The sequence below is a fragment of the Arthrobacter sp. K4-10C genome (genome assembly GCF_059090085.1).
This window is the reverse complement of sequence record NZ_JBNHFI010000005.1, coordinates 14,005-40,284: the sequence shown is the minus strand read 5'-3', so window position 1 is coordinate 40,284 and position 26,280 is coordinate 14,005. Positions and strand designations below refer to the sequence as shown.

The following is a 26,280-nucleotide window of genomic DNA, read 5'->3' as shown; positions in this document are numbered from 1 at the left end:
CTAGCCCAGCTTGGACGCGACAAGCTCCGTAAGGTCGACGAGGCGGTTCGAGTAGCCCCATTCGTTGTCATACCAGGAAACAACCTTGACCTGGTTGCCGATGACCTTGGTCAGTCCGGCGTCAAAGATGGACGAGGCGGGGTCCCCGACGATGTCGGAGGACACGATGGGCTCCTCCGTGTAGGTCAGGAAGCCCTGCAGTTCCTCGGACTCGGCAGCGCGCTTGAGGGCGGCGTTGACTTCCTCAACGGTGGTCTCGCGGGACACCGTGACGGTGAGGTCGGTGGCGGAACCGGTGGGCACGGGAACGCGGATGGCATAGCCGTCCAGCTTGCCCTTCAGCTCAGGCAGGACCAGGCCGATGGCCTTGGCAGCACCGGTGGAGGTGGGCACCATGTTGACGGCCGCGGCGCGGGCACGGCGGAGGTCCTTGTGCGGGCCGTCCTGCAGGTTCTGGTCGGCGGTGTAGGCGTGGACGGTGGTCATGAGTCCGCGCTCGATGCCGAACTCGTCGTTGACCACCTTGGCCAGCGGGCCCAGGCAGTTGGTGGTGCAGGAAGCGTTGGAAATGATGTTGTGGGTGGCGTTGTCGTACAGGTTGTGGTTGACACCCATCACGATGGTGATGTCCTCGTCCGAGGCGGGAGCGGAAATCAGGACCTTCTTGGCGCCGGCGTCGATGTGCTTCTGCGCGTCGGCGGCCTTGGTGAAGAAGCCGGTGGACTCGATGACGATGTCCACGCCCAGCTCGCCCCACGGAAGCTTGGCGGGATCGCGCTCTGCCAGGACCTTGACGACGTTGCCGTTGACGACGATGTTGCCGTCCTTGACCTCGATGGTTTCCTTCAGGCGGCCGCCCACGGAATCGTACTTGAACAGGTGCGCCAGGGCCTCGGGGCTGGTGAGGTCGTTGACGGCTACGATCTCGAGGTCCGCGCCTTGTGCCAGTGCTGCGCGGAAGTAGTTGCGGCCGATGCGGCCAAAGCCGTTAATACCAATACGGGTCGTCACTTTTTCAGTCTCCTTGGTGCTTTTAGAAGCACTACTAGTTGAGCGGGCGTTCAAGCCAACTAACAGATCCCGCACGCCATTGGGCAGAGATGATTTACATACGGAGGGCGACCAGCCTCATTGCTGAAGGCTAACCGCCTTCCGTGACCTATCTTACGTTTAACTGGGTCCGCCCCCGCAAGTGCGGGGGCGGACGGTCCACATCGCGGCCGATTTAAGTCCGAATGTGAAGTTTGTAACAAGCGCGTGTAGCGCGGGTCACTACGGGAGGGTGATGAGTCCCGTGGCGTTGGTGCGTGCTGCCTCGAAGCGCTTGGCGACGTCGGCCCAGTTAACGATGTTCCAGAACGCCTTGACGTAGTCGGCCTTGACGTTGACGTAGTCCAGGTAGAAGGCGTGCTCCCACATGTCCAGCATCAGCAGCGGGGTGGTGCCCAGCGCAGTGTTGCCCTGCTGGTCGTAGAGCTGTTCGATGACCAGGTTGCCGCCGATGGGTTCGTAGGCCAGGAAGCCCCAGCCCGATCCCTGCAGGCCGAGTGCGGCTGCGGAGAACTGGGCGCGGAAGGCGTCGAAGGAGCCGAAGGCGTCGTCAATGGCGGCAGCCAGTTCACCCTCGGGCTTGTCGCCTCCGTCCGGGGACAGGTTGTTCCAGAACACGGAGTGGTTGATGTGCCCGCCGGTGTGGAACGCGAGGTCCTTGGAGAGCCGGTTGATGTTGGCGAAGTCGCCCTTTTCGCGGGCCTCGGCCAGCTGTGCCAGGGCGTTGTTGGCGCCGGCAACGTAGGCGGCGTGGTGCTTGCTGTGGTGCAGCTCCATGATCCGCGCCGAGATGTGCGGTTCAAGGGCGGCGTAATCGTAGCTGAGTTCCGGCAATACGTACTCGGTCACAAAATCCTCCAATATCGTGGACGCTCGGTCCGGTTGGTAACTCTCGGATTGTGCATCCGGGCGGCTGGCGCCCGGAATCTTTTTGATTCTATGGGTCGGTCACTCGTCCAGCATTTCCGGCGTCACATTGGCGTCCGTACCGGGAATGCCGAGGTCAGCGGCGCGTTTGTCCGCCATGGCCAGGAGGCGGCGGATGCGTCCGGCGATCGCGTCCTTGGTCATGACGGGGTCGGCCAGGCGGCCCAGTTCGTCCAGGCTGGCCTGTTTGTGGGCCACCCGCAGCTCACCGGCGTACTTCAGGTGCTCGGGAACGTCATCGCCCAGGATCTCGAGGGCTCGCTCCACACGGGCGCCGGCTGCCACCGCCGCCTGGGCCGAACGGCGCAGGTTGGCGTCGTCGAAGTTTGCCAGACGGTTGGCGGTAGCGCGGACCTCCTTGCGCATGCGCCGCTCCTCCCAGACCATCAGCGCATCGTGGGCGCCCATGCGGGTGAGGAGGGCAGCGATCGTATCGCCATCGCGGATAACCACGCGGTCCACCCCGCGGACTTCCCGCGCCTTGGCCTGAATGTCCAGCCGGCGGGCGGCGCCCACGAGGGCCAGTGCCGATTCCGGGCCGGGGCACGTAACCTCCAGGGACGAGGAGCGGCCGGGCTCGGTCAGCGAGCCGTGAGCCAGGAACGCGCCCCGCCACACGGCTTCCGCATCCGCGGCGGAACCGTTGACGACGGCGGACGGCAGCCCCCGCACGGGACGCCCGCGGCCGTCCAGGAGGCCGGTTTGCCGGGCCAGCGCCTCGCCGTCGCGGACCACCCGGACCACGTAGCGGCTGGCGCGGCGCAGTCCCCCGGCGGAAACCACGATGATTTCGCTTTGGTGCCCGTAGACCTCGGCGATCGCTGCCCGCAGGCGGCGTGCTGTTGAGGCGAGGTCCACCTCGGCCTCGATGACGATCCGGCCGGAGATAATGTGCAGCCCGCCCGCGAAGCGGAGCATCGCGGAGACTTCAGCCTTGCGCACCGATGACTTTTTGATGTCCAGACGGGACAGTTCTTCCTTGACCGATGCTGTCAGTGCCATGGCACCTTCCTAACTGTTCCCAAAAATGTCCTGGTACGCCGTCGCAAGACGCAGGGGATCATGGACGGGCCGGCGTCCCGACGCCCCTACTTTACCCAAGACAACCCCGGCCCCGATCATTGCGGCGGCCCGCTCGAACTCCTGCCGGTCCGGGACCGACGCGGGATCGGCCAGGACGACGTCCACGGTGAACTCCGGGGCGTAGCGCCGCAGCACGTGGAGATGGTCGGCAGCCGTCATGCCGGAGGTCTCCTTGGTGTCCGTGGCGAGGTTCATCGTGAGGCAGCGCTTGGCGGGAGTGTTGCACAGCGCCATGCGCATTTCAGGCAGCAGCAGGTGCGGCAGGACTGAGGTGTACCAGGAACCGGGGCCGAGGATGACCCAGTCCGCAAGTTCGATGGCCGTGAGCGCTTCAGTGCAGGCCGGCGCCGCCTCGGGCAGGAGCCGGACATGTTCCAGCGAGCCGGCCACCGCGCAGCGGGCCTGGCCGTAGATGGTCTGCAGGACCGATGCGCCGTCCGGTGCCGTGACCCGGACGGAGCCTTCGATGGTCAGGGGCGTTGTCGACATGGGCAGCACCTGGCCGCGGGCACCCAGCAGCGCGCCGGCCCATTTGAGGCCGGCAACGGCGTCACCCAACAGCTCCCAGAGCGTGACGATCAGCAGGTTCCCCATGGCGTGCTCGTCAAGGGAACCGCCGGGTCCCCTGCTGGGGCGGAAGCGGTGCTGCATGACGTCGCGCCAGGTCCTCCCCCAGTCTGTGTCGTCGCAGAGCGCGGACAGCGCCATCCGCAAATCCCCGGGTGGAAGGACACCGTACTCCTCCCGGAGGCGTCCGGAGGAGCCACCGTCGTCCGCCACCGTCACGACGGCGGTGAGCTCGGATGTGAGCAGGCGCAGCGCAGACAGGGAAGCGGACAGCCCGTGCCCGCCGCCGAGCGCCACAACGTTCGGCCCCTTGTCCTGCTGGCTGGCTGCGGTTCCGGACGCAGGCGGAACCAGCGGCAGCGCACCGGTGAACAGCGCCATTATTCGCGGCCCAGATCCCGGTGCGTGGTGGTCACCGTGACCCGGGGGAACTGCGCCAGCTTCTTCGAAAGTTCGACGGCGACCGCGACCGAGCGGTGCTTCCCGCCCGTGCAGCCCACGGCGATGGTGGCGTAATGCTTGTTTTCGCGGCGGTAGCCGTCGAGGACGGGCTCCAGGGCCATGACGTAGCGGTCCACGAAGTTCTTGACGCCTTCCGCCTCCAGCACGTAGTCGCTGACGTCCTTGTCCAGCCCCGTGTGCGGGCGCAGCTGCGGAACCCAGTGCGGGTTTGGGATGAACCGGACGTCGGCCACGTAGTTCGAATCGACGGGCAGGCCGTACTTGAAGCCGAAGCTCATGACGTTCAGCCGCAGGGCCACCGGCCCGGTTTCGCTGAAGAGCTCCGTGATGGCGGTGGCCAGCCCGTGGACGTTGTAGCCGGACGTATCAAGAACGACGTCGGAGCTATCGCGCAGTTCCTGCAGCAGCTCGCGTTCGGCGGCAATTCCGTCCAGGATGCGGCCCCCGCCCTGCAGCGGGTGCGGCCGGCGTCCCTGTTCGAAGCGGCGGACCAGGACGTTGTCGCTCGCATCCAGGAACAGGACGCGGAACGTGACGCCGCTGGCGGCCAGGGCGCCGAGGGCTGCGCGGATGTCCGCGAAGAGGCCCTTGCTGCGGACATCGATCACTACGGCCAGGCGCGGAATCGACTGCGGGGCGTGCGAGACCAGTTCGGCCAGCGTCCCGAGCATCTGCGGGGGCAGGTTTTCCACGACGTACCAGCCGTGGTCCTCAAGCGCGTCGGCGGCGGTGCTCCGGCCTGCTCCGGACATCCCGGTGACCACCAGCAGCTCCGCTTCGAGCGGCTTGACGGGCTGCATCCCGTCCTGCCCTGCTCCGGATTCCGCCGTCGTCTCTGCCATTAAGTCCGCCCCGTTTCTGTTGTCGTCACACGGGGCCGCACTGCGGCGCAACCCCGCCCCTTACCCTAGCTAAGATTCAATAATTTCGCCGGTGGCCATGTTGATGGCGGGCACTGTTGCTGCGGCCGGGCCCTCGGCGGAGAAGTGGTTGACGATGGCGCCGGCCAGCGCCGGGCCGATGCCTTTCGCCTGGGAAAGTTCCTCGGCCGAGGCGGCCTTGACACCCTTGACGGACCCAAAGTGGGCCAGCAGGGCCTTGCGCTTGGAAGCGCCCAGCCCCGGGACTCCGTCCAAAGCGGACACGGTCATCGCCTTGCCGCGCTTTTGCCGGTGGAATGAGATGGCGAAGCGGTGGGCCTCGTCGCGGATGCGCTGCAACAGGTACAGGCCCTGCGAAGTCCGGGGAAGGATGACCGGGAAGTCGCTGTCAGGAAGCCACACCTCTTCGAGCCGCTTGGCCAGGCCCACCACGTACACATCGTCGATGCCAAGGTCCGCGAGGGCCCTGGCGGCGGCGTTGACCTGCGGCTTGCCGCCGTCGACCACCACGAGGTTGGGCGGGTAGGCGAACCTGGAGCGCGGCGCCGGCGTGGTGGTGTCCGGCACGCCGATGTCCGTAGCCGCGTCCTGTTGTCCCGGTCCGTGTTGTCCGGCGTCCGCCGGGGCCGGGCCCAGCGCCGACTCATCGACCTGGGCCGACTTATCCTGCAGGTAGTGGCGGAACCGGCGGGTCAAAACGTCGTGCATGGCGGCGGTATCGTCGGCGGCTGCCGGTCCGGTGACGGAGAACTTCCGATAGTCGGACTTCTTCGGGAGCCCGTCCTCAACCACCACCATGGAGGCCACGACGTTGGTGCCCTGGACGTGCGAGACGTCGAAGCATTCGATGCGCAGCAGCGGCACCGGCAGGTCCAGCGCTTCCTGCAGTTCCTGGAGCGCCTGGGACCGGACGGTGAGGTCCCCCGCCCGGCGGGTCTTGTGGAGCTTCAACGCGTGCTCGGCGTTTTCACGCACGGTGGACATCAGCGCAGCTTTGTCGCCGCGCTGGGGTACGCGGATATCCACCTTGGCGCCCCGGATGCCGCCGAGCCACTGCGCCAGTTCCCCCGCATTACTGGGCTCCACGGGCACCAGCACCTCGCGGGGCAGCCTGCCGTGGCTGTCGCCGTCGCCGCCATAGACCTGCTGCAGGAGGTGCTCCACGAGGTCCGGGGTAGTGAAGTCCTCGACCTTTTCCACAACCCAGCCGCGCTGGCCGCGGATCCGGCCGCCACGGACATGGAACACCTGCACGGCAGCTTCGAGTTCGTCTTCGTGGAGGGCGAAGATGTCCGCATCCGTGTCTTCCGCGAGCACCACGGCATTGCGCTCGAAGACCTTCCTGAGCGCGGTGATGTCATCCCTGATCCTGGCGGCATGCTCGTAGTCCAGCTCGGCGACGGCGTCAGCCATCTGCTTTTCCAGCTTGGCGATGAAGCGTTTGGCCTCACCGCCCATGAAGGCGCAGAAGTCGTCGGCCAGGGCCCGGTGGTCCTCAGGCGAGATGCGGCCCACGCACGGGGCTGAGCATTTGTCGATGTAGCCCAAAAGGCAGGGACGGCCAGTGGCTTCGGCCCGCTTGAATACGCCTGCGCTGCAGCTGCGGACCGGAAACACCCGGAGCAGGGTGTCCATGGTTTCCCTGATGGCACCGGCAGTGTAGGGGCCGAAGTAACGCGTGCCCTTCTTCTTGTCGCCGCGCATCACCTGGACCCGCGGATACTTCTCGCCCATGGTCACGGCCAGGTAGGGGTACGTCTTGTCGTCCCGGAACACCACGTTGAACCGGGGCTTGAATTCCTTGATCCAGGTGTATTCCAGCTGCAGCGACTCGAGTTCGCTGCCCACAACGGTCCACTCCACGCTGCTGGCGGCATGGACCATGGCGTAGGTCTTGGGCAAGAGCCCGGCCGGGTTGGCGAAGTAGGAGTTCAGGCGGGAGCGCAGGCTTTTGGCCTTGCCCACGTAAATGACCCGGCCGTGGGGGTCGCGGAACCGGTAAACTCCCGGGTTGGTGGGGATTTCACCCGTCCTGGGCCGGTAACTTGCTGGATTTGCCACTTATCCATTCTACTGAGCCGCACCCGGTGGCTTTGCCCGCCGGGTATTACCCACCCTGCTTTGCCGGCTAGTCTACGATTTTGCTCTGGTTGTAGCTGGTGGACCGCTCCTGGCCGCTGAGTGCCGCGATGGCGTCCATGATTCGGTCTGTCACCTCGCGCCGGGCCGGCAGTGAGTGGTCCGGGCCGGTCTTGTCGAAGTACAGCGGTTCCCCCACCCGCATTGTGAAGTGCTGGGGCTTCACGCCTTTCTCGCCGGCGCGCTGCAGGTTTTCGGTGCCGATCAGGCCGACGGGGATGACGGGAGCGCCGGTGGTCAGTGCGAGCCAGCCTACCCCGGTGCGCCCGCGGTAAAGGATCCCGTCCCGGGAACGCGTGCCCTCGGGGTAGATACCGATCCCGCGGCCGGATTCCAGGATGTCCAGGAGTGTCTTAAGCGCCTGGACGCTGGCGGCCTGCTCGCCGCGCTCCACGGGAATGGAACCGACGGACTCGAAGAAGGCCTTCATGACCTTTCCTTTGACTCCGCCGGTAGTGAAGTACTCGGCCTTGGCGAAGAAGGCGACAGGGCGGGGCATCAGGGCCTGCACGATGACGCTGTCGAAGAAGGACAGGTGGTTGGGTGCCACTATGAACGGCCCATCGGTGGGAACGTTCTCAATGCCGACGACGGTGGGCCGGCAGGTGCCGGCAATCAGGCTCCGCGTGGTCCAGCGGACAGCCTCAAACATTTCCATCGTTGGTCACCTCGCTCATGGCGGCAGCATGGATGGCCTGGAGCCGGTCGATGACCTTCGCCAGTTCTTCGGCGGTGTTAACGACGGCCACGGACCCGGCGTCCTCCAGTTCCCCGTCGGGTGCGAACCCCCAGGCCACGCCAATGCAGTCGAGCCCGTTGGCGATGGCTCCCGAGACGTCCTGGGCCCGGTCCCCCACCATGAGCGCATGCCGGGTTTCCAGGTCCTTGAGGGCGGCGGCGATGATCTCCGTTTTCCCCAGCGGTACGCCCTCCACGGCAGTTTCGTCATCTGCCGAGCCCCGGACGCTCTGGAAAAGTCCCTCGATCCCGTGATGCGCCAGGACCGTCTCAGCGAGCTGCTGCGGTTTCTGGGTTGCGACGGCCACTGGTTTTCCTGCCGCCACAAAGGATTCCAGGAGTTCGCGGATGCCCGGGTACAGCCGGCTTTGGGCAATGCCGGTTGCAACGTAGTACTCGCGGTAGCGCCGGATGACCTCGTCCAAAAGATGGGCGGGCACCTGGGCCACGTTGAGCAGCGAATCGCTGAGCTTGGGTCCGATCATTGAATCAAGCAGGTCCTGGCCGGGAACAGGAAGCCCCACCGCGGTGAGGGCCGCTGCGATTCCGTCTGTTATTCCACCGGCCGGATCGACAAGAGTGCCGTCCAGGTCAAAGATCACGGGCACTGTTGTTGAAGTCACCGGGTTAGTTTCTCACGACAGCAGCAGTGCCTGAAACTCGCATTCCCGCAGCGGAATACTTCTCCTGCCCTAACCCAGGATTTCGGCCAGGAACGCCGCCGTGTGGCTGGTGGTGGACGTGGCCACCTGCTCCGGCGTGCCCGTGGCCACGATCTGGCCGCCGCCAGAGCCGCCGTCGGGACCGAGGTCAACGATCCAGTCCGCGCTCTTGATGACATCCAGGTTGTGCTCGATGGTGATTACCGTGTTGCCCTTGTCCACCAGCCCCTGCAGGACCATCAGCAGTTTGCGGATGTCCTCGAAGTGCAGGCCCGTGGTGGGCTCGTCCAAAACGTACACGCTCCGGCCGTTGGACCGCTTCTGCAGCTCCGCCGCCAGCTTGACGCGCTGGGCCTCACCGCCGGAGAGGGTGGTGGCCGGCTGGCCGAGCCGGACGTAGCCCAATCCCACGTCCACCAGGGTGTTCAGGTGGCGGGCGATGGGTGAGAACGCAGCGAAGAATTCGGCGGCCTCCTCGATGGGCATGTTAAGGACCTCGGCGATGGTCTTGCCTTTGTAGTGCACTTCCAGGGTTTCCCGGTTGTACCGGGCGCCGTGGCACACCTCGCAGGGAACGTAGACGTCCGGCAGGAAGTTCATCTCGATCTTCAACGTGCCGTCACCGGAGCAGGCTTCGCAGCGCCCGCCTTTGACGTTGAACGAGAACCGGCCGGGAAGGTAGCCGCGTACCTTGGCCTCGGTGGTTTCGGCGAAGAGTTTGCGGATGTTGTCGAAGACACCCGTGTAGGTGGCCGGGTTGGAGCGCGGAGTGCGGCCGATGGGGCTCTGGTCCACGTGGACCACCTTGTCCAGGTGTTCAAGGCCCTGGACCGTCTTGTGCCGGCCTGCTACCTGCTTGGCACCGTTGAGCTTGTTGGCCAGCACCTTGTACAGGATTTCGTTCACCAGGGTGGACTTGCCGGAGCCGCTCACGCCGGTCACCGCGGTGAAGAGGCCCAGCGGGAACGCCGCGTCCACATTGTTGAGGTTGTTTTCGCGCGCGCCCAGGACCTTGAGCTCGCGTTTCTTGTCGTACTTGCGGCGCTTCTTGGGCACGGCGATGCTCTTGCGCCCGGACAGGTAGTCGCCGGTCAGGGAGGCAGTGTTCTCCAGGAGCTCCTTGTAGGAGCCGGAGTGAACCACTTGGCCGCCATGTTCACCCGCGCCGGGCCCGATGTCCACAATCCAGTCGGCGACGTGGATGGTGTCCTCGTCATGCTCCACCACGATGAGCGTGTTGCCCATGTCCCGGAGCCTGGTGAGGGTATCGATCAGCCGCCGGTTGTCGCGCTGGTGCAGTCCGATGGACGGTTCGTCCAGCACGTACAGCACACCCACCAGGCCGGACCCGATCTGGGTAGCCAGCCGGATGCGCTGTGCCTCGCCCCCCGAAAGCGTGGCAGACGGGCGTTCGAGGTTCAGGTACTCCAGCCCGACGTCCAGGAGGAACGTCAGGCGCGCCTGGATCTCCTTGAGGACCTGGTGCGCGATCTGGGCTTCCCGGCCGGTCAGGATGAGGTTGTTCAGGAACTCCGCGCAGTCGCGCATCGGAAGGGCCGCGACGTCGGCAATGGACTTGCCGTTGATGAGCACCGACAGGGACGCGGGGTTGAGGCGCGCACCGTTGCAGGCAGGACAGGGAATCTGCCGCATGTACTCTTCGTAGCGGTCGCGGGCCCAGTCGGAGTCGGTCTCGCCGTGCTTGCGGTGGACATACTGGATTGCACCTTCGAAGCCGGTGCTGTATTTGCGTTCCCGGCCGAACCGGTTCCGGTACTGCACCACCACCTTGTGGTCCTTGCCGTGCAGGACCGTCTGGCGGACATCCTTGCCAAGCTTCTCCCACGGAGTGTCCATGGAGAATCCAAGCTCCTTGGCAAGGCCCTCGAGGAGCCGGTTCCAGTACTCCGTGGTGGCCGTTCCCAGCGACCACGGGGCGATGGCCCCTTCGGACAATGAGAGTTCCGGATTGGGGACGATGAGTTCCTCGTCCACCTCGAGCTTGGTTCCGATGCCGCTGCACGCGGCACATGCGCCAAAGGGGTTGTTGAAGGAGAAGGACCGCGGCTCGATCTCGTCGATGGCCAGGGGGTGCTCGTTGGGACAGGCCAGGTTCTCGGAGAATGCGCGGATCCGCCGAGGGTCGCCAGCCTCAAGGTCCACGAATTCCGCCAGGACGCGGCCCTCAGCGAGTCCCAGGGCCGTTTCGATGGAGTCCGTGAGCCGCTGGCTCATGCCTTCCTTGACCACCAGGCGGTCCACCACCACCTCGATGGTGTGCTTGAACTGCTTGCCAAGCTTCGGCGGATCGCTCAACTGGACGAGGTCACCGTCCACCCGCGCCCGGGAGTAGCCCTTGGCGCTGAGTTCCTTGAACAGGTCCACGAATTCGCCCTTACGTCCGCGCACCACGGGGGCGAGGACCTGGAAGCGGGTGCCCTCGTCCAGTTCAAGGAGCTGGTCGACGATCTGCTGGGGTGTCTGCCTGGTAACGGGCTCGCCACAGACCGGGCAGTGCGGCCGGCCCACACGCGCCCAGAGAAGACGCATGTAGTCGTAGATTTCGGTGATGGTGCCCACTGTGGAGCGCGGGTTCTTGCTGGTGGATTTCTGGTCGATGGAAACTGCCGGCGACAGGCCTTCGATGAAGTCGACGTCGGGCTTGTCCACCTGACCGAGGAACTGGCGGGCGTAGGCGGAGAGCGATTCGACGTAGCGGCGCTGCCCCTCGGCGAAGATGGTGTCGAAGGCCAGGGACGACTTGCCGGAGCCGGAGAGGCCGGTGAAGACGATCATCGCATCGCGCGGCAGGTCCAGGTCCACGTTGCGCAGGTTGTGCTCACGGGCACCCTTCACCACGAGGCGGGAAAGGTCGGGGCGCTGCACGAGGGCAGCGGAGGGCACGGCAACGGATGTGGAATGGATGGCGGTTTCTTCAGCTACGGCTTTAGGCACCCAATAATGCTAATCGAAAACTTCTTCGAACATCCACGCGGCGGGCCCTCAGCGGGCGTCGTAGGCTGCCGCAAGCAGCTTCACCGCCTCGGCGAACGTGGCGCCTTGCGATTTGGCGGCCTGCGCGTAGGCGGCCGCTGCAGCGGACAGTCCGCTGAGACGTTCATCACGTGCGCATACTACGGTCCCGTTCCTGCCACGCGTGGCAACGATCCCCGCCGCCTCCAGCTCTTTATAGGCCCGGGCCACCGTGTGGGGCGCAACATCCAGGCGCTCCGCCAGGGCCCTGACCGCGGGGAGCCTGGTGCCCGGAGGAAGCGCGCCACTATCCGCCAGGTGGATCACCCGCAGCCTCAGTTGTTCATAGAGCGCCACCGTGCTTGCGGTGTTGGGCTTCCAGGTCCCGGGAAAGTCGGGTGCGGTTTTCACCGGCCCGCCTCGAGGATTCCAGCCCGCCCTGGCCGGGCAGCGAACTGCGCATAGTAAAGCCGGGCGTAGTAGCTGTTGGCCGCCAGGAGGCTCTGGTGTGTGCCCTGCTCTGCGATGCGTCCGTGGTCCATGACCAAGATTAGATCAGCGTTCCTGACGGTGGACAAACGGTGGGCAATCACGAAGCTGGTGCGGCCGTGGCGCAGCTTCTGCGTGGCCTGCCGGATCAGCAGTTCTGTCCTGGAGTCGACGGAACTGGTTGCCTCGTCCAGGATCAGGACGGCGCGGCCGGCCAGCTGGGCCCGGGCTATGGTGATCAACTGGCGCTGGCCCTGGCTGAGCGGTTCGCCGCCGTTCTCCAGCACGGTGTCGTACCCGCCCGGCAACGACCTGACAAAACGGTCCACGTGGGCGGCCTCTGCCGCCTCAAGGATGCCAGCTTCGGTAGCACCCGGCAGGCCGTAGGCGATGTTCTCGCGGATGGTGCCCGCAAAGAGCCAGGCATCCTGGAGCACCACGCCAAACTGCAAACGCAGCCGGTCCCGGGAAATCGCTGCAATGTCAGTTCCACCGATGGTGATCCGGCCGGAACTTGGGTCGCAGAAGCGCATCAGCAGGTTCACCACGGTGGTTTTTCCGGCGCCGGTATGGCCAACGATGGCGACCGTCTGCCCCGGTTCCACGCTGAAGGAAAGGTTGTGGACGGCCGGCGGGGATCCCGGGTAGCCGAAGGACACGTCGTCGAACACGATCACTCCGTCGGCCTCGCCCTCCTCGTGATCCCCAGCCGTTGCCTCCTCCTCTGCGTCCAGAAGGTCGAAGACTCGGGCGGCGGACGCCGCGCAGGACTGCATGACGTTGAGCAGGCCGCCGATCTGCCCCACCGGCTGGGTGAACAGCCGGCTGAACTGGATGAACGCCTGGATGCCGCCGATTGTCATGGCTCCTGCCATGACCTGAAGCGCCCCGATGACGGCAACGGCAACGTAGTTCAGGTTGGACATCAGCACCATGAGGGGCTGGACGACGCCCGCCGAAAACTGGGCTTTGGTGGCCGCCCGCGCCAGCCGCGCATTGCCGGCGGCGAAGGCGTCGGCGGCCCGGGCCTGGTGTCCGAAGGCCTTGATGACCTCGTGGCCGGTGACGAATTCCTCCACCTGCGCGTTGAGTTCACCGGTTTCCTTCCACTGCCGGGCGTAATGGGCCTGCGACCGGCGGGCGACGAGCACGGTGATGCAGGTTGAAAGCGGCACGGTGGCAAGTGCCAGGGCCGCCAGCAGGGGCGAGATCCACAGCATCAAGGCCAGCGAGCCGCAGAGCATCAGGACAGACATGATCAGCTGCGTCAGGAGCTGGTTCAAGGCTTGGGCGATGTTGTCGATGTCATTGGTGGCCCTGCTGAGCACGTCGCCCCGCGAGCGATCCCTGAAATAGGTGGCGGGCAGCCGGTGCAGCTTGTCCTCCATCGAAGCCCGCATGTTGTACATCAGGCCCTGGACGGAGCGCGCGGTCAGGGCGCCCTGGATCCAGTTGAACACCGATGCGAAGACGTACATCACCGCCACTGCCGCCAGCAGGATGACGAGGCGCTCCTGGTCGGTGTTGCCGCCGTAGACCCCGTCAACCACCACGTCGGTGGCATCGCCCAGTAACTTCGGGGCCGCCACGTTCAAGCCGGCGAAGGCACAGGTGGCAGCGACAGCGCCCAGCATGGGGTACCGGAACGGCCGTAGCAGGCCAAGGAGCCTCCAGGCAGTGGGCCGGAACTTCGCTGGGGGTACCCAGAAGCCGGCAGCCGACGTCACCGGGGGCCGTCCAGGGCCAGCTGCGATTCCGCGATCTCCCGGTACGTGGAGGAGGTCTCCAGCAGCTCCTGGTGAGTGCCCTGCGCAACCACGAGCCCGCCGTCGAGCACCAGGATCAATCCCGCACCCTCAACTGTGGCGACCCGTTCGGCCACAACAAGGACCGTTGCTGCCGCGAGCTCTGCGTCCAGGGTTCGGCGCAGCCTGGTGTCCGTGTCGTAATCCAGCGCAGAGAAGCTGTCGTCAAAGAGAAACAGGGGCGATGTGCGGAGGAGGGCGCGCGCTATGCACAGCCGCTGCCGCTGCCCGCCGGACAGTTTGGTTCCGCCCTGCCCGACCGGGGTCGCGAGGCCCAGCGGCAGGTCCCGCATGAAGCGCATGGTCTGCGCCTTTTCCAGGACATCCCACAGTTCCTCATCCGACGCCGAGGGTGCCGCCATCCGGAGATTCTCGGCGATAGTGCCGGAGAACAGGTGTGACCGCTGCGGCACGATGGACATGGCTCCGCGGAGCACGTCCAGGGGAAGGTCCCTGATGTTGGCGCCGTCCAACCTGATCTCGCCCTCGGTGGAGTCGAGGAACCGCGGGACCAGGTTCAGGAGTGTGGACTTTCCACTGCCCGTGGACCCCACGATCGCCGTGGTGGTGCCTGGCATGGCCGTGAAACTGATGCCGGCAAGCACGGGCGCTTCCGCTCCGGGATAGGAAAACCCCACGTGCCTGAACTCAAGGGTTCCGGGCTTGACGGGCGCGGCGCCCTGGTCCGTGGGAACCGCGGGAAGCGTGTGTGCTGATGGATCCGGGGGATCCTGTACCGACGGCTCGGTGTCCAGTACTGCACGTATACGCTCCGCGCACACTGCTGCGCGTGGTGCAGTCATCAGGACGTACATGGACATCATGATGGCCAGCAGGATCTGCATGATGTATGCGATGAACGCCGTGAGCGCACCGAGGTTCATCTGGCCGGCCTGGATGCGCTGGCCACCAAACCACACAACTGCCACTGACGACAGGTTCACCACCAGCATGATCAGTGGCAGCATGGCGGCCACCAGCAGTGCCGACTGGAGGTTGTTGGCAGTGAGGCTGCTGTTTGCGCGCGCGAAGCGGCCCGTTTCATGCTCCTGGCGCACGAAAGCCCGGATGACGTTCGCCCCGATGATCTGCTCCCGCAAAATGCCGCCCGCATTGTCCAGCAGGTCCTGCCCCTGCCGGTAGAGCGGGATCAGGCGCCGCACGATGGCGGACATGATCAGCACGAGCAGCGGCACGATGACGATGATCACCGCAGACAGCCCTACATCCTGTTGCAGGGCAAGGATCACGCCGCCCAGGCCCATCGCGGGTCCGGCCACCAGCATGGTGAGCACCAGGAGCGCGAATGCCTGGATCTGCTGGGTGTCGTTCGTCGCCCGTGTTGTGAGGCTCTGGGGTCCAAACCGGCCCACCTCCTGGGAGGACAGCGACTGGATCCTGCAAAAGATTTCCGCCCGGAGCTGCTGGCCGAGCTTCATGGCTACGACGGCGCCGAGGTACCCGGCGGCGATCGCCGCTCCCGCCTGGACAACGGCCGTACCGGCCATGAGGATCCCCAGCCGGTAGATCACATCCGTATTACCCGCCACGATGCCGTCATCGATGATGGCGGCGTTGATGGTAGGGAGCAGAAGGTTCGCGGCGGCCTGGGCCAGCTGCAGGAGAACGACGGCGACGACGGAAGCCTTGTGCCCCTTGAGAAGCCGCCCCATGAGTCCGATCAGCAAAGCACCTCCAGTAGGGTCAGGAAGCCTGCGGGGCGGGCGGTAGCCTCTCCCCCAACCAGCTACAACCGTCATTGTAAGCCAGGTCACTTACTGTTGTTGTCAAGCAACATGACCGGCCTCGTAGAGATCGTCCAATGAATGGATTAGCCTCCCGGTACGCGGCGGATTTCCGGGAGCAAGCTGGCACTAAGCTGGAAATCAATGAAACTCGTTGACCAGCTCACCGATCTGCCCCGGAACTCCGCCGCCGCCGTCGATCCCGACGACCTCTACACACGCTTCGCCGAATGGACGGAAAGCCGTGGCCTGTCCCTGTACCCGGCGCAGGACGAGGCCATCATGGAGCTGGCAACCGGCGCCAACGTCATCCTGGCCACCCCCACCGGCTCCGGGAAATCGCTGGTGGCCATCGCAGCGCATTTCCAGGCCATGGCCCAGGGCCGGCGCAGCTACTACACGGCCCCCATCAAAGCCCTGGTGTCGGAGAAGTTCTTTGCCTTGTGCGAGATCTTCGGCGCCGAGAACGTCGGCATGATCACCGGCGATTCCGGCGTCAACCAGGACGCGCCCATCATCTGCTGCACGGCGGAGATCCTGGCGAACACTGCCCTGCGCGAGGGCCTGGCAGCGGAGCTCGGCTCAGTGATCATGGACGAGTTCCATTTCTACTCGGACCCCCAGCGCGGCTGGGCGTGGCAGGTGCCACTGCTGGAACTTCCGCAGGCCCAGTTCCTGCTCATGTCCGCCACCCTGGGTGACGTCACCAGGTTCGAAAAGGGATTGACGGACCTCACCGGCCGCCCCACCACAACCGTAAGTTCCGCCGAACGGCCCATTCCGCTGCATTTCTACTACCACGAGACCCCTGTGCACGAGACGCTGGAGGAGCTGCTGGCCACCAGGCAGGTCCCGGTGTACGTCGTGCACTTCAGCCAGATCGAGGCTATCGACCGGGCCCAGACGCTGATGAGCATCAACGTCTGCACCCGGGAGGAGAAGGACCGTATTGCCGAGCTCATCGCAAACTTCCGTTTTGCCGCCGGCTTTGGCAAGACCCTCAACCGGCTGGTCCGGCACGGCATCGGCGTGCACCACGCGGGCATGTTGCCCAAGTACCGGCGGCTCGTGGAGCAGCTGGCGCAGGCCGGGCTGCTCAAGGTCATCTGCGGCACCGACACACTGGGCGTGGGCATCAACGTCCCCATCCGTACCGTCCTGCTCACCGCGCTGAGCAAGTACGACGGCGTCCGCACCCGGCTGCTTAACTCGCGTGAGTTCCACCAGATAGCCGGACGTGCCGGCCGGGCGGGCTACGACACCGCCGGCACCGTAGTGGTCCAGGCTCCCGAGCACGTGACGGAGAACGTCAAGGCGATGGCCAAGGCTGTGGCCAAGTTCGGTGACGACCAGAAGAAACTGCGCCAGGTGGTCAAGAAGAAGCCGCCTGAAGGTTTCGTCTCCTGGGGCGAACCGACCTTCAAGCGCCTTGTCGAATCCGTGCCGGACCCGCTCACCTCCAGCTTCACGGTCACCCACGCCATGCTCATGAACCTGTTGGAACGGCCCGGTGATCCTTTTGCGGCCGCGCGACGGCTCCTGACGGAGAACCACGAGACCCGCTCCTCCCAGCTGCAGCTGATGAAGAAGGCGCTGGGAATCTACCGCGAACTGCTGGCAGCGGAGGTGGTGGAACGGATTCCCATGGACCAGCAGGAAGCAGACGGACGCACCGTCAGGCTGACCGTCCACCTGCAGCCGAACTTCGCGCTCAACCAGCCGCTCTCCCCCTTCGCACTTGCGGCACTGGAGCTCCTTGACCCGGAGTCGCCGTCGTACGCCCTGGACGTGGTGTCCGTGATTGAGGCGACCCTGGAAAAGCCCCGCCAGATTCTCTCTGCCCAGCAGAAGAAGGCGCGGGGCGAAGCCGTGGCGGCGATGAAGGCGGACGGCATCGAGTACGACCAGCGGATGGCCATGCTGGAGGAAGTCACCTACCCGCAGCCTCTCGCGGACATCCTCGGCGAGGCCTTCGAGGTCTACCGGAAGGCGGCGCCCTGGGTGGGCGACTTCGAACTGGCGCCCAAGTCCGTGGTCCGGGACATGTATGAGCGTGCCATGAACTTCGGGGAATTTGTGCAGTTCTACGGGCTGGCCCGCTCCGAAGGCATCGTGCTGCGGTACCTGGCCGACGCATTCAAGGCGCTGAGGCAGACGGTGCCGCAGGACATGCTGCGGGAGGACCTGGAAGACCTCATCGCCTGGCTGGGCGAACTGGTCCGGCAGGTGGACTCAAGCCTCCTGGATGAGTGGGAGGAACTGGCCTCCGGGGCTGCCCCGACTCCCCATGACGCCCCGCCGCCTCCCCCGCCGTCGCTCACCTCTAACATCCGGGCCTTCCGGGTGATGGTCCGCAACGAGATGTTCCGCCGCGTCGAACTGTTCGCCGACGAGGATGCCGGGGCGCTGGGAGAACTGGACGGCGGCTCGGGCTGGGACCGCGACCGCTGGGAAGACGCCCTGGATGACTACTTCGACGAACACGACGACATCGGCACCGGTCCTGACGCGCGCGGCCCGGGACTGCTCATCATCACGGAGGAAACCGGGGTGTGGAACGTCCGGCAGATTTTCGATGACCCCGCGCGGAACCACGACTGGGGGATTTCCGCCGAAGTGGACCTCGCGGCGTCGGACGAAACCGGAACCGCAGTGGTGCGGGTGACAAACGTGAACCGGCTCTGACGCTGCCCAAACCTGCGGCAGCCGGGACTCCCGGCGGTAAGCTCGAACAATGAGTGTTATCCGCCCAGCAACCGAACAAGACGTGCCCGCGATTCTGCGCATGATCCACGAACTGGCGCACTACGAAAAGGAACCGGACGCCGTCCGCAACACCCCGGAGATGCTGCAGCAGGTTCTCTTCGCCGAAAGCCCGCGCGTCTTTGCGGCCATGGCCGAGAACCAGGCCGGGGAGGTCCGGGGCTTTGCGCTCTGGTTCCTCAACTACTCCACCTGGGAGGGCGTGCACGGCATCTACCTGGAAGACCTGTACGTCACTCCGGAGGCCCGCGGCGAGGGCCACGGCAAGGCCCTCCTGCAGCATCTTGCCTCCATAGCGGTGGACAACGGCTACGCCAGGGTTGAATGGAGCGTCCTGGACTGGAACGAGCCGTCCATCAATTTCTACCGCCGGCTGGGTGCCCGCCCCATGGACGGGTGGTCCACGTTCAGGCTCACCGGAGAAGCGCTCGAGCAGTTTGGCAGCGCCGTCCCCGCTGCGGCACATGGCTGACGCAGGCCACGTGATCCGGGCCCGGCATGAGTTCCGGGGCATGCGCACCGTTGAGCACTACTTCACGGTGCCCCTCGACCACTCTCACCCGGACGGCGAGGCCATCACCGTCTTCGCCCGGGAGTATGTCTCGGCTTCCCACAGTAAGGACGAAGCGCAGGACCTTCCCTGGCTGCTGTTCCTGCAGGGCGGTCCGGGCGGGCGTGGCAACAGGTTCGGCTCCCTCGGCGGCTGGAGCAAGGCCGCGGCGAAGGACTTCCGGATCCTGATGCTGGACCAGCGCGGCACTGGGCTGTCCACGCCCGCTGACCGCAACACCCTGCCGCTCCGCGGGACGGCGGAAGGGCAGGCCGCGTACCTGGAACACTTCAGGGCCGATTCGATCGTGGCGGACGCCGAGCTGATCCGGAAAACGCTGGGGTCGGAGCCGTGGACCGTCTACGGCCAGAGCTACGGGGGTTTCTGCGCGCTGACCTACCTGTCGTTTGCCCCGGAGGGCCTCCGGGAAGTCCTCATCACCGGCGGACTGGCTCCGCTGACCGGCCCTCCCGACGACGTTTACCGGGCCACGTTCCAGCGGGTGGCGGCACGGAACGCAGAGTACTTCAGCTGGTACCCGGAGGACCGGGCCATGGTGGAGCGCATTGCCCGGCATTTGCGGAGCACGCCGGAGTTTCTTCCCGACGGCGGTGCCCTCACTGTGGAGCGCTTCCAAATGGTGGGGGCTTTCCTGGGCGGCAACACCAGGGTGGACAGCCTGCACTACCTGCTGGAGGACGCCTTCACGGATACCGCGGATGGTCCCCGGCTTTCCGACCCGTTCCTTGAGCAGGTGCAGGGCATCGTCTCGCGCAGCTCGAACCCCCTGTACGCCCTGATGCATGAATCCATCTACGGCCAGGGTCAGGCCACGGACTGGTCGGCGTGGCGGGTACTCGAGGAGTACCCCGAATTCCGGCCGGAAGCAGAGCCCCTCCTGCTCACAGGTGAAATGGTCTACCCCTGGTACTTCGACCAGGACCCGGCGCTGCAGCCGCTCCGCGGGGTGGCCGCGCTGCTCGCTGCCAAGCAGGACTGGCCGCCGCTCTACGACGTCCGGCGCCTCGCCGCCAACCGGGTCCCGGTGGCGGCGGCCGTCTACTCCGAGGATATCTACGTGGACCGGAAGCTGTCCCTCGAAACCGCGGCCACGGTCCGTGGGCTCCAGGTCTGGGAGACAGGAGACTTCCACCACGACGGCATCGCTGACGACGGCGAAGGGATCTTTGCCCGCCTGCTGGGGATGGCAAGGTCAGGCCGGCGCTGACGCCCGGCGCCCGGCTACGCGTGTCAGGAAGGCCGCGGCCAGGACACCGGCGCCCACCACGCCGCCCAGCATGTTCAGCTCCAGGTAGCCCGTCCAGCTGAGGACAAGGCCGGAGACTGCGCCGCCCACTGCCCCGGCTGTGCCCATCAGCATGTCGGAGACACCCTGGACCACCACGCGCGCTTCCTGCCCGACGCTTTCGGCCAGGAGGGTTGACCCGGAAACGGTAGCGGCCGACCAGCCCATGCCGAGCAGCACCAGGCCGACGGCCACGGCAGTGGTGGATCCCTGGCCAAATCCAGCCACGAGGACAGCGGTGATCAGCAGCGTGAAGCCGATCATGACCGTCTCCGTCCGGCCTGCCTTGTCCGTCAACCAGCCCATGACCGGTGACAGCGCAAACATGCCGGCAATGTGCAGGGAAATGGTGAACCCGATGATCACCAGCACGTCACCCGACGCTGCATGCCCGGCATGGGATGCTCCGGGTCCTTCCACCAGGTGCTGCAGGTGCAGCGGCGTCATGGACATGACGCCCACCATGACGGCGTGGGCGCCGATGACCGCCGCGACGGCAAGCAGCGCCGTCCGGGACGCACGGATGGCCCGGATGCCCCGAACCAGTGATCCGCCCGCCGGTTTGGCTTCGCGGCTGGTTTCCCGGCCGGCTGCGCCGGCAATGCTGCCCTGCGGCGGCGCGACAGTCGCCGGCATGCCAGGCGCAACAGGCCCCCGCACAGCAGGTCCCCGCTCATCAGGTTGCCCGGGAGCAAGTTGCCGGGCGGCTACCTCCCGGGCAAGGAGCAGCGGGTCGGGCCGGAGGCCGGCGAGAACCAGTACCGTGGCCACCAGCAACCCGGCCGCAGAGATCACAAAGGGACCCGCGACCGGCGGCAGCCCCAGTGCGGCTCCCACCACAGTGCCGGGCTGAATCAGGTTGGGCCCGGCCACGGCTCCCACCGTCACAGCCCACACCACGGTGGACAGCGCCCTGCCGCGGTGTTCAGCCTCGGCGAGGTCGACGGCGGCGAACCTCGCCTGGAGGCTTGCGGCGGTGCCCACTCCAATCCCGGCCGCGCCCAGTACGAGCAGGACAAAGACTCCGGTCACGATGGACAGGACCATCAGCAGCGTGCCGGCAAGGGCCGCGGAGAGGCCCGCCACCTGGCCGATCCGGCGGCCCTTGCGCTCCGCCAGCGAAGCGAGCGGCAGCGCCGCCAGCGCCGCTCCCAGGGTCATGACCGTTGCCACGGCCCCGGCCCACGCACTGGAACCGGACAGCTCAACCGCAAGGATCGAACCAATGGAAACCGTTGCGCCCGTGCCGATTCCCCCGAAGACCTGGGCGGCAGCCAGCAGGACAACGGTGCGCCGCTGGACCTGGCGCACGCCTTCTTCGGTCAACTCTGTGGGGGCCATGGACAGAGCATAGTCCCCGGCAGCGGCCTCCCACAGGGGGCAATTAAAAGCAGCAGTCCCGGCCGCGGGGCGGCCGGGACTGCTGTCAGAAACGGTTGGAGAGCGTTAGTCGACGTCGCTGTGGCTCTTGCGGACGTCTTCCTCCAGGCGGGGATCCAGATGGGCTTCCTTGGCCTTGGAGCTGACCAGGCTTGCGACCACCGCGACGATGATGGTGCCGACGATGACCGCCAGTGACACAAACGTGGGGATCTCGGGTGCCCACTCGATGTGCTGGCCGCCGTTGATGAACGGCAGCTCGTTCACGTGCATCGCGTGCAGGACCAGCTTGACGCCGATGAACGCCAGGATGAAGGACAGTGCGTGCTTCAGGTAGATCAGGCGGTTCATGAGGCCGCCCAGCAGGAAGTACAGCTGGCGCAGGCCCATCAGGGCGAACAGGTTGGCAGTGAAGACAATGAACGGGCTCTGGGTGAGGCCGAAGATTGCGGGGATGGAGTCGACGGCGAACAGCAGGTCCGTCAGGCCGATGGTGATGAACACGATCAGCATGGGAGTGAAGACCTTCTTGCCGTTCACCGTGGTGCGCAGTTTGTTGCCGTCGAACTTCTCCGACATGGGCATGACCTTGCGGATCCGTGCGATGAGCGGGTTTTCCCGGTCTTCCTCGTCTTCGCCCTCATCCTGGGCCTGCTTCCACGCGGTCCACAGCAGGAAGGCACCGAAGATGTAGAACACCCAGCTGAACTGCTCGATCACGATAGCGCCAAGCATGATGAAGATGCCGCGCAGGATGAGGGCGATGATGATGCCCACCATCAGCACTTCCTGCTGGTACTTACGGGGCACCGAGAACCGGGCCATGATGATGATGAAGACAAACAGGTTGTCGATGCTGAGGCTGTACTCCGTGACCCAGCCGGCAACGAACTGGCCGCCGTATTCAGGGCCGGTAAAGGCGAACATTGCCCCGGCGAAGACCAGGGCGAGGGTGACGTAGAACGCCACCCAGAGGCCGGCTTCCTTCATGGAAGGCTCGTGCGGGCGGCGGACCACCAGGAGGAGGTCGATGAGGAGGATCAGGCCGAGGACGACAAAGGAGCCGACTTCGAACCACACGGGCAATTCGAGCACAGGGTAGCCTTTCGCAGGGTACAGAGATGCGGTGTAAGTCTCTCCGGCCTGCCTGTGCACTTGGTGCTGATGGGCGGCCCGCTACGCCCGGCGGGGCAACCATGCCCTGCGTGTTGACGATCGTAGCGCTCGGGATACTCCCCTACGTGACGTTAACTGTACCCCAGCCGGGAGCGCTGCCACTCCCGGCCGGTGTCATGTGTCGCCCGGTGGACCGCCTACGCGTGCCCGGCTGCCTGCATTTGCCGCAGTTCCTTCTTCAGTTCGCTGACCTCGTCCCGGATCCGGGCGGCCACTTCGAACTGCAGCTCGGCTGCGGCGCCGTGCATCTGCTCGGTGAGCTGTTCGATCAGGCCCACCAGGTCCTCGGCGGGCGCGGCGGCCAGCCCGTCGGAACGCACTTGGGCTGATGCTTTCGCTCCGGACTTACCACGCTTGGCGCCCTTGGCCAGGCGGTTGTTGTTGAGCAATTCCTGCGTGTCGGCATCTTCCCGTGCCAACTGGTCGGTGATGTCCGCGATCTTCTTCCGCAGCGGCTGGGGGTCCACGCCGTGTTCGGTGTTGTAGGCGACCTGGATGGCGCGGCGCCGGTTGGTTTCGTCGATGGCGTTGGCCATGGAGTCGGTGATCCGGTCCGCGTACATGTGCACCTGGCCGGAGACGTTGCGTGCCGCGCGGCCAATGGTCTGGATGAGGGACGTGGACGAACGAAGGAAGCCTTCCTTGTCCGCGTCCAGGATGCTCACCAGGGAAACCTCGGGAAGGTCCAGGCCTTCCCGGAGGAGGTTGATGCCCACCAGGACGTCGAAGCTGCCCAGCCGGAGTTCGCGCAGCAGTTCGACACGGCGCAGCGTGTCCACGTCCGAGTGCAGGTACTCCACCTTGACGCCATGGCTCAGGAGGTAATCCGTGAGGTCTTCCGCCATACGCTTGGTCAGCGTGGTCACCAGGACGCGCTCATCCTTCTCCACGCGGGTCCTGATCTCACCCAGGAGGTCGTCGATCTGGCCCTTGGTGGGTTTGACGATGACTTCGGGGTCCACCAGGCCGGTGGGGCGGATGATCTGCTGGACGAATCCGTCCGCCTTGCCGAGCTCGTACTTGCCGGGCGTGGCCGACAGGTAAACGGTCTGTCCGATGCGTTCCAGGAACTCGTCCCATTTCAACGGCCGGTTGTCCATGGCGGAGGGCAGCCGGAAGCCGTGGTCCACCAGGGTCCGTTTCCGGGACATGTCGCCTTCGTACATGGCGCCGATCTGCGGGATGGTCACGTGGGATTCGTCCACCACCAGCAGGAAGTCGTCCGGAAAGTAGTCCAGGAGGCAGTGCGGCGCCGATCCCCCGGGACGGCCGTCGATATGGCGTGAATAGTTCTCGATACCGTTGCAGAAGCCCATCTGCTGCATCATTTCGAGGTCGTAGGCCGTGCGCATCCGCAGCCGCTGGGCCTCCACGAGCTTGTTCTGCCCTTCGAGGACGGCCAGTCTTTCGGCGAGTTCGTCCTCGATGGATTTGATGGCGCGGGTCATTCGTTCCGGTCCGGCCACATAGTGGGACGCGGGGAAGACGTACATTTCCGTTTCCTCGCGGATGACCTCGCCGGTTACGGGGTGGAGGGTGTAGATATTCTCCACCTCGTCCCCGAAGAACTCGATCCGAAGCGCCAGTTCCTCGTACATCGGGATGATTTCGACGGTGTCGCCGCGGACGCGGAACGTACCACGGTGGAAGTCCATGTCGTTTCGGGCGTACTGCATGGAGACGAACTTCCGCAGCAGCACGTCCCGGTTCATTTCCTGTCCCTTACGGAGCGTGACCATGCCGGCGATGTACTCTTCCGGCGTGCCCAGGCCGTAGATGCAGGACACGGTGGCCACCACCACAACATCGCGGCGGGTCAGCAGCGCGTTGGTGGCGGAGTGCCGAAGCCGCTCCACTTCCTCGTTGATGGATGAGTCCTTCTCGATGAAGGTGTCCGTCTGGGGAACGTATGCTTCGGGCTGGTAGTAGTCGTAGTAGGAGACGAAGTACTCCACCGCATTATTGGGCAGCAGCTCCCGGAACTCGTTGGCCAGCTGCGCGGCAAGGGTCTTGTTCTGCACCATGACCAGCGTGGGGCGCTGCACCTGCTCGATCAGCCAGGCTGTGGTGGCGCTTTTGCCTGTGCCCGTGGCACCGAGCAGCACCACGTCCTTCTCGCCGTTGTTGATGCGAGCCGTCAGCTCCGCGATGGCCGCCGGCTGGTCGCCCGCAGGCTTGAACTCGCTGATGACCTCAAAAGGCGCTACAACACGGTTAATATCCTGCGCAAGGCTCATGGATCTAATTTACAGCCGGGCACCGACAGCGGCAGGCCGAGTCCGTTACTGGCGAACAGCCGCCGGGTCCGCCGGCCGGCTTCAGGACGGGTACGACGGTGGCTCCCACCCTGTGCGTGCGGCCCACGCGGACATCCGCGGCCATGCTACATCCGTAAACCACGGTTCCTTGGCTTCGGCATACACGCCGGTGCCGGCGGACCCGGCAAAGCGCTGGGCGAGGTTTGCCTTGTGCGCTGCATAGAGCCGGAGCGCGGACGGGTCATCCCGCAGCCAGTCCCGGAACATCAGGGCGTATCGCCACCCGGGCGAGCCGGCAGCGCGGACATGGATGTTGACAGGACGGCCAGGGTCGGCGTTGGCGTGGAACCGCTTCTGCCACTGCCGGGGATCCGGCTCACCCGGTTTGGGCGTGTCGGAGCGGGCGCCGGGCACTAAGGGAAAACCGGCTTCCGCCAGCAGAGGCGCAGCACTGGCTGCAAGGTCCAGGCTGGTCACCGCAACCTGCAGGTCGATGACGTCCTTCGCGGGCAGCCCGGGGACGGCCGTGGAGCCAATGTGGTCCACCCCCAGGATGAGCCCGGGGGCCGCCGTCGTCAGCCTTTCCGCGATCCTGGCCGCCTGCTTCGGCCATTCCTTCCGGTACGGTTCCAAGACGGGTCCGCCCTGCCGCGCAGCTGGGGTTCCTGCGGCCAGGTTCCTGGCAAATGGTACAAGCCGCGCATCCCAGAGTTCGTCCACCTGCTTCACCAGGTCCTCCATGCTGCCCGCGTTGTCGAGGACGACGTCCGCAGCGGCCAGACGTTCCTCACGCGTTGCCTGCGCTGCCATCCGCGAACGCGCGGCCTCTGCCGTCATGCCCCGGCGCTCCAGCATCCGCTGTACCCGCACGTCGTCCGGCGCGTCCACCACTGCCACCAGATGGAAGCCGCTTCCCTGGCCGGTCTCCACAAGCAAAGGAGTGTCCTGGACCACCACGGCGTCACTGGCGGAGCCCGCCACGATGGCTGCGGCGCGTGCACGGACCAGTGGGTGGACGATCCCGTTAAGGACGGCAAGCCGTTCCGGATTCCCGAAGACCACCTGGCCGAGGCGGGCACGGTCCAGCCATCCGCTGTCGTCAAGCATCTCCGCGCCGAACTCGTCCACGATCCGGCGCAACCCGTCGGTACCGGGTTCCACCACCTCCCGTGCCAGCGCGTCCGCGTCCACCAGCACGGCGCCGCGCTCCTTCAGCCGCGCGGCCACCACTGACTTCCCAGAAGCGATTCCGCCCGTCAACCCGATCTTCAGCACCCTCCAACCCTAATCCCCGCACACCCCCCACACACCGCCACCTGACTAGAC

Annotated in this window: 19 protein-coding genes; 3 read left to right on the top strand and 16 right to left on the bottom strand. The window is 65.7% G+C overall.

Translation table 11 applies throughout. From position 1 onward, the window contains the following. From gap to AC5RUU_RS07835, 12 genes are all read right to left on the bottom strand, one after another. The gene (gene gap, locus AC5RUU_RS07890) at nucleotides 1–1,011 is read right to left on the bottom strand and encodes a type I glyceraldehyde-3-phosphate dehydrogenase (protein WP_459792717.1); all 1,011 of its coding nucleotides are present in this window, start codon (nucleotides 1,009–1,011) and stop codon (nucleotides 1–3) included. Nucleotides 1,012–1,272: 261 nt separating this feature from the next. Continuing rightward, nucleotides 1,273–1,899, bottom strand: coding sequence for a superoxide dismutase (locus AC5RUU_RS07885; protein ID WP_009357655.1), 627 nt, complete (start codon nucleotides 1,897–1,899; stop codon nucleotides 1,273–1,275). 99 nt (nucleotides 1,900–1,998) lie between these two features. Further along, on the bottom strand, nucleotides 1,999–2,979 hold the full coding sequence (gene whiA, locus AC5RUU_RS07880) for a DNA-binding protein WhiA (protein WP_009357654.1): 981 nt from the start codon (nucleotides 2,977–2,979) through the stop codon (nucleotides 1,999–2,001). 9 nt (nucleotides 2,980–2,988) lie between these two features. Further along, on the bottom strand, nucleotides 2,989–4,008 hold the full coding sequence (locus AC5RUU_RS07875) for a gluconeogenesis factor YvcK family protein (RefSeq protein WP_493974656.1): 1,020 nt from the start codon (nucleotides 4,006–4,008) through the stop codon (nucleotides 2,989–2,991). After that, nucleotides 4,008–4,931 (bottom strand): RNase adapter RapZ, encoded by a 924-nt coding sequence (gene rapZ / locus AC5RUU_RS07870; RefSeq protein ID WP_493974655.1) that lies wholly within the window; start codon nucleotides 4,929–4,931, stop codon nucleotides 4,008–4,010. Before rapZ ends, AC5RUU_RS07875 begins: the two co-directional genes overlap by 1 nt. Before the next feature lie 69 nt (nucleotides 4,932–5,000). Next, on the bottom strand, nucleotides 5,001–7,031 hold the full coding sequence (gene uvrC / locus AC5RUU_RS07865; RefSeq protein ID WP_493974654.1) for an excinuclease ABC subunit UvrC: 2,031 nt from the start codon (nucleotides 7,029–7,031) through the stop codon (nucleotides 5,001–5,003). A gap of 67 nt (nucleotides 7,032–7,098) precedes the next feature. After that, nucleotides 7,099–7,767: a lysophospholipid acyltransferase family protein gene (locus tag AC5RUU_RS07860; RefSeq protein WP_493974653.1), complete on the bottom strand. Its 669-nt coding sequence runs from the start codon at nucleotides 7,765–7,767 to the stop codon at nucleotides 7,099–7,101. Beyond that, on the bottom strand, nucleotides 7,754–8,470 hold the full coding sequence (locus tag AC5RUU_RS07855; protein ID WP_493974652.1) for an HAD hydrolase-like protein: 717 nt from the start codon (nucleotides 8,468–8,470) through the stop codon (nucleotides 7,754–7,756). The genes AC5RUU_RS07860 and AC5RUU_RS07855 overlap by 14 nt, the downstream gene beginning before the upstream one ends. 69 nt (nucleotides 8,471–8,539) lie before the next feature. Further along, nucleotides 8,540–11,464 carry an excinuclease ABC subunit UvrA gene (uvrA, locus tag AC5RUU_RS07850; protein ID WP_493974651.1) on the bottom strand — a complete coding sequence of 975 codons (2,925 nt, stop codon included), beginning with the start codon at nucleotides 11,462–11,464 and terminating at the stop codon, nucleotides 8,540–8,542. Nucleotides 11,465–11,512: 48 nt separating this feature from the next. Further along, a complete protein-coding gene (locus AC5RUU_RS07845; RefSeq protein WP_493974650.1) occupies nucleotides 11,513–11,893 on the bottom strand; it encodes a GntR family transcriptional regulator in 381 nt (126 codons plus the stop codon). After that, nucleotides 11,890–13,605 carry an ABC transporter ATP-binding protein gene (locus AC5RUU_RS07840; RefSeq protein ID WP_493974909.1) on the bottom strand — a complete coding sequence of 572 codons (1,716 nt, stop codon included), beginning with the start codon at nucleotides 13,603–13,605 and terminating at the stop codon, nucleotides 11,890–11,892. Before AC5RUU_RS07840 ends, AC5RUU_RS07845 begins: the two co-directional genes overlap by 4 nt. 89 nt (nucleotides 13,606–13,694) lie before the next feature. Continuing rightward, entirely contained in the window at nucleotides 13,695–15,449 is a 1,755-nt protein-coding gene (locus AC5RUU_RS07835; RefSeq protein ID WP_493974908.1) for an ABC transporter ATP-binding protein, read from the bottom strand. Nucleotides 15,450–15,665: 216 nt separating this feature from the next. Here AC5RUU_RS07835 and AC5RUU_RS07830 point away from each other — a divergent pair, with 216 nt between their 5' ends. Genes AC5RUU_RS07830 through AC5RUU_RS07820 form a run of 3 tightly spaced genes read left to right on the top strand, consistent with a single transcriptional unit; the run spans nucleotide 15,666 to nucleotide 20,062 of the window. Next, the gene (locus tag AC5RUU_RS07830; RefSeq protein ID WP_493974649.1) at nucleotides 15,666–18,206 is read left to right on the top strand and encodes a DEAD/DEAH box helicase; all 2,541 of its coding nucleotides are present in this window, start codon (nucleotides 15,666–15,668) and stop codon (nucleotides 18,204–18,206) included. Between the two features lie 49 nt (nucleotides 18,207–18,255). After that, nucleotides 18,256–18,756, top strand: a complete 501-nt coding sequence (locus AC5RUU_RS07825; RefSeq protein WP_493974648.1) for a GNAT family N-acetyltransferase — start codon at nucleotides 18,256–18,258, stop codon at nucleotides 18,754–18,756. Next, nucleotides 18,749–20,062 carry an alpha/beta fold hydrolase gene (locus AC5RUU_RS07820; protein WP_493974647.1) on the top strand — a complete coding sequence of 438 codons (1,314 nt, stop codon included), beginning with the start codon at nucleotides 18,749–18,751 and terminating at the stop codon, nucleotides 20,060–20,062. The genes AC5RUU_RS07825 and AC5RUU_RS07820 overlap by 8 nt, the downstream gene beginning before the upstream one ends. Here AC5RUU_RS07820 and AC5RUU_RS07815 read toward each other — a convergent pair. The 4 genes from AC5RUU_RS07815 to coaE all read right to left on the bottom strand — a co-directional run bounded on the left by AC5RUU_RS07815 (nucleotide 20,048) and on the right by coaE (nucleotide 26,229). Continuing rightward, a complete protein-coding gene (locus tag AC5RUU_RS07815; protein WP_493974646.1) occupies nucleotides 20,048–21,481 on the bottom strand; it encodes an MFS transporter in 1,434 nt (477 codons plus the stop codon). The genes AC5RUU_RS07820 and AC5RUU_RS07815 overlap by 15 nt on opposite strands. Nucleotides 21,482–21,586: 105 nt before the next feature. Continuing rightward, the gene (locus AC5RUU_RS07810) at nucleotides 21,587–22,615 is read right to left on the bottom strand and encodes a TerC family protein (protein WP_493974645.1); all 1,029 of its coding nucleotides are present in this window, start codon (nucleotides 22,613–22,615) and stop codon (nucleotides 21,587–21,589) included. A 218-nt stretch (nucleotides 22,616–22,833) separates the two neighbouring features. After that, nucleotides 22,834–24,933, bottom strand: coding sequence for an excinuclease ABC subunit UvrB (uvrB, locus tag AC5RUU_RS07805; protein WP_493974644.1), 2,100 nt, complete (start codon nucleotides 24,931–24,933; stop codon nucleotides 22,834–22,836). A gap of 81 nt (nucleotides 24,934–25,014) precedes the next feature. Next, nucleotides 25,015–26,229, bottom strand: coding sequence for a dephospho-CoA kinase (gene coaE, locus AC5RUU_RS07800; RefSeq protein ID WP_493974643.1), 1,215 nt, complete (start codon nucleotides 26,227–26,229; stop codon nucleotides 25,015–25,017). Between the last annotated feature and the right edge of the window lie 51 nt (nucleotides 26,230–26,280).

Coding starts and splice junctions, on each gene's coding strand:
- rapZ (WP_493974655.1), bottom strand. CDS start 4,931: ATGGCAGAGACGACGGCGGAATCCGGAGCAGGGCAGGACGGGATGCAG.
- AC5RUU_RS07825 (WP_493974648.1), top strand. CDS start 18,256: ATGAGTGTTATCCGCCCAGCAACCGAACAAGACGTGCCCGCGATTCTG.
- AC5RUU_RS07815 (WP_493974646.1), bottom strand. CDS start 21,481: ATGGCCCCCACAGAGTTGACCGAAGAAGGCGTGCGCCAGGTCCAGCGG.
- whiA (WP_009357654.1), bottom strand. CDS start 2,979: ATGGCACTGACAGCATCGGTCAAGGAAGAACTGTCCCGTCTGGACATC.
- AC5RUU_RS07840 (WP_493974909.1), bottom strand. CDS start 13,605: ATGCTGGGCGCTGTCGCTGCCACCTGTGCCTTCGCCGGCTTGAACGTG.
- uvrB (WP_493974644.1), bottom strand. CDS start 24,933: ATGAGCCTTGCGCAGGATATTAACCGTGTTGTAGCGCCTTTTGAGGTC.
- AC5RUU_RS07835 (WP_493974908.1), bottom strand. CDS start 15,449: ATGGGGCGGCTTCTCAAGGGGCACAAGGCTTCCGTCGTCGCCGTCGTT.
- AC5RUU_RS07875 (WP_493974656.1), bottom strand. CDS start 4,008: ATGGCGCTGTTCACCGGTGCGCTGCCGCTGGTTCCGCCTGCGTCCGGA.
- AC5RUU_RS07860 (WP_493974653.1), bottom strand. CDS start 7,767: ATGGAAATGTTTGAGGCTGTCCGCTGGACCACGCGGAGCCTGATTGCC.
- AC5RUU_RS07830 (WP_493974649.1), top strand. CDS start 15,666: ATGAAACTCGTTGACCAGCTCACCGATCTGCCCCGGAACTCCGCCGCC.
- AC5RUU_RS07820 (WP_493974647.1), top strand. CDS start 18,749: ATGGCTGACGCAGGCCACGTGATCCGGGCCCGGCATGAGTTCCGGGGC.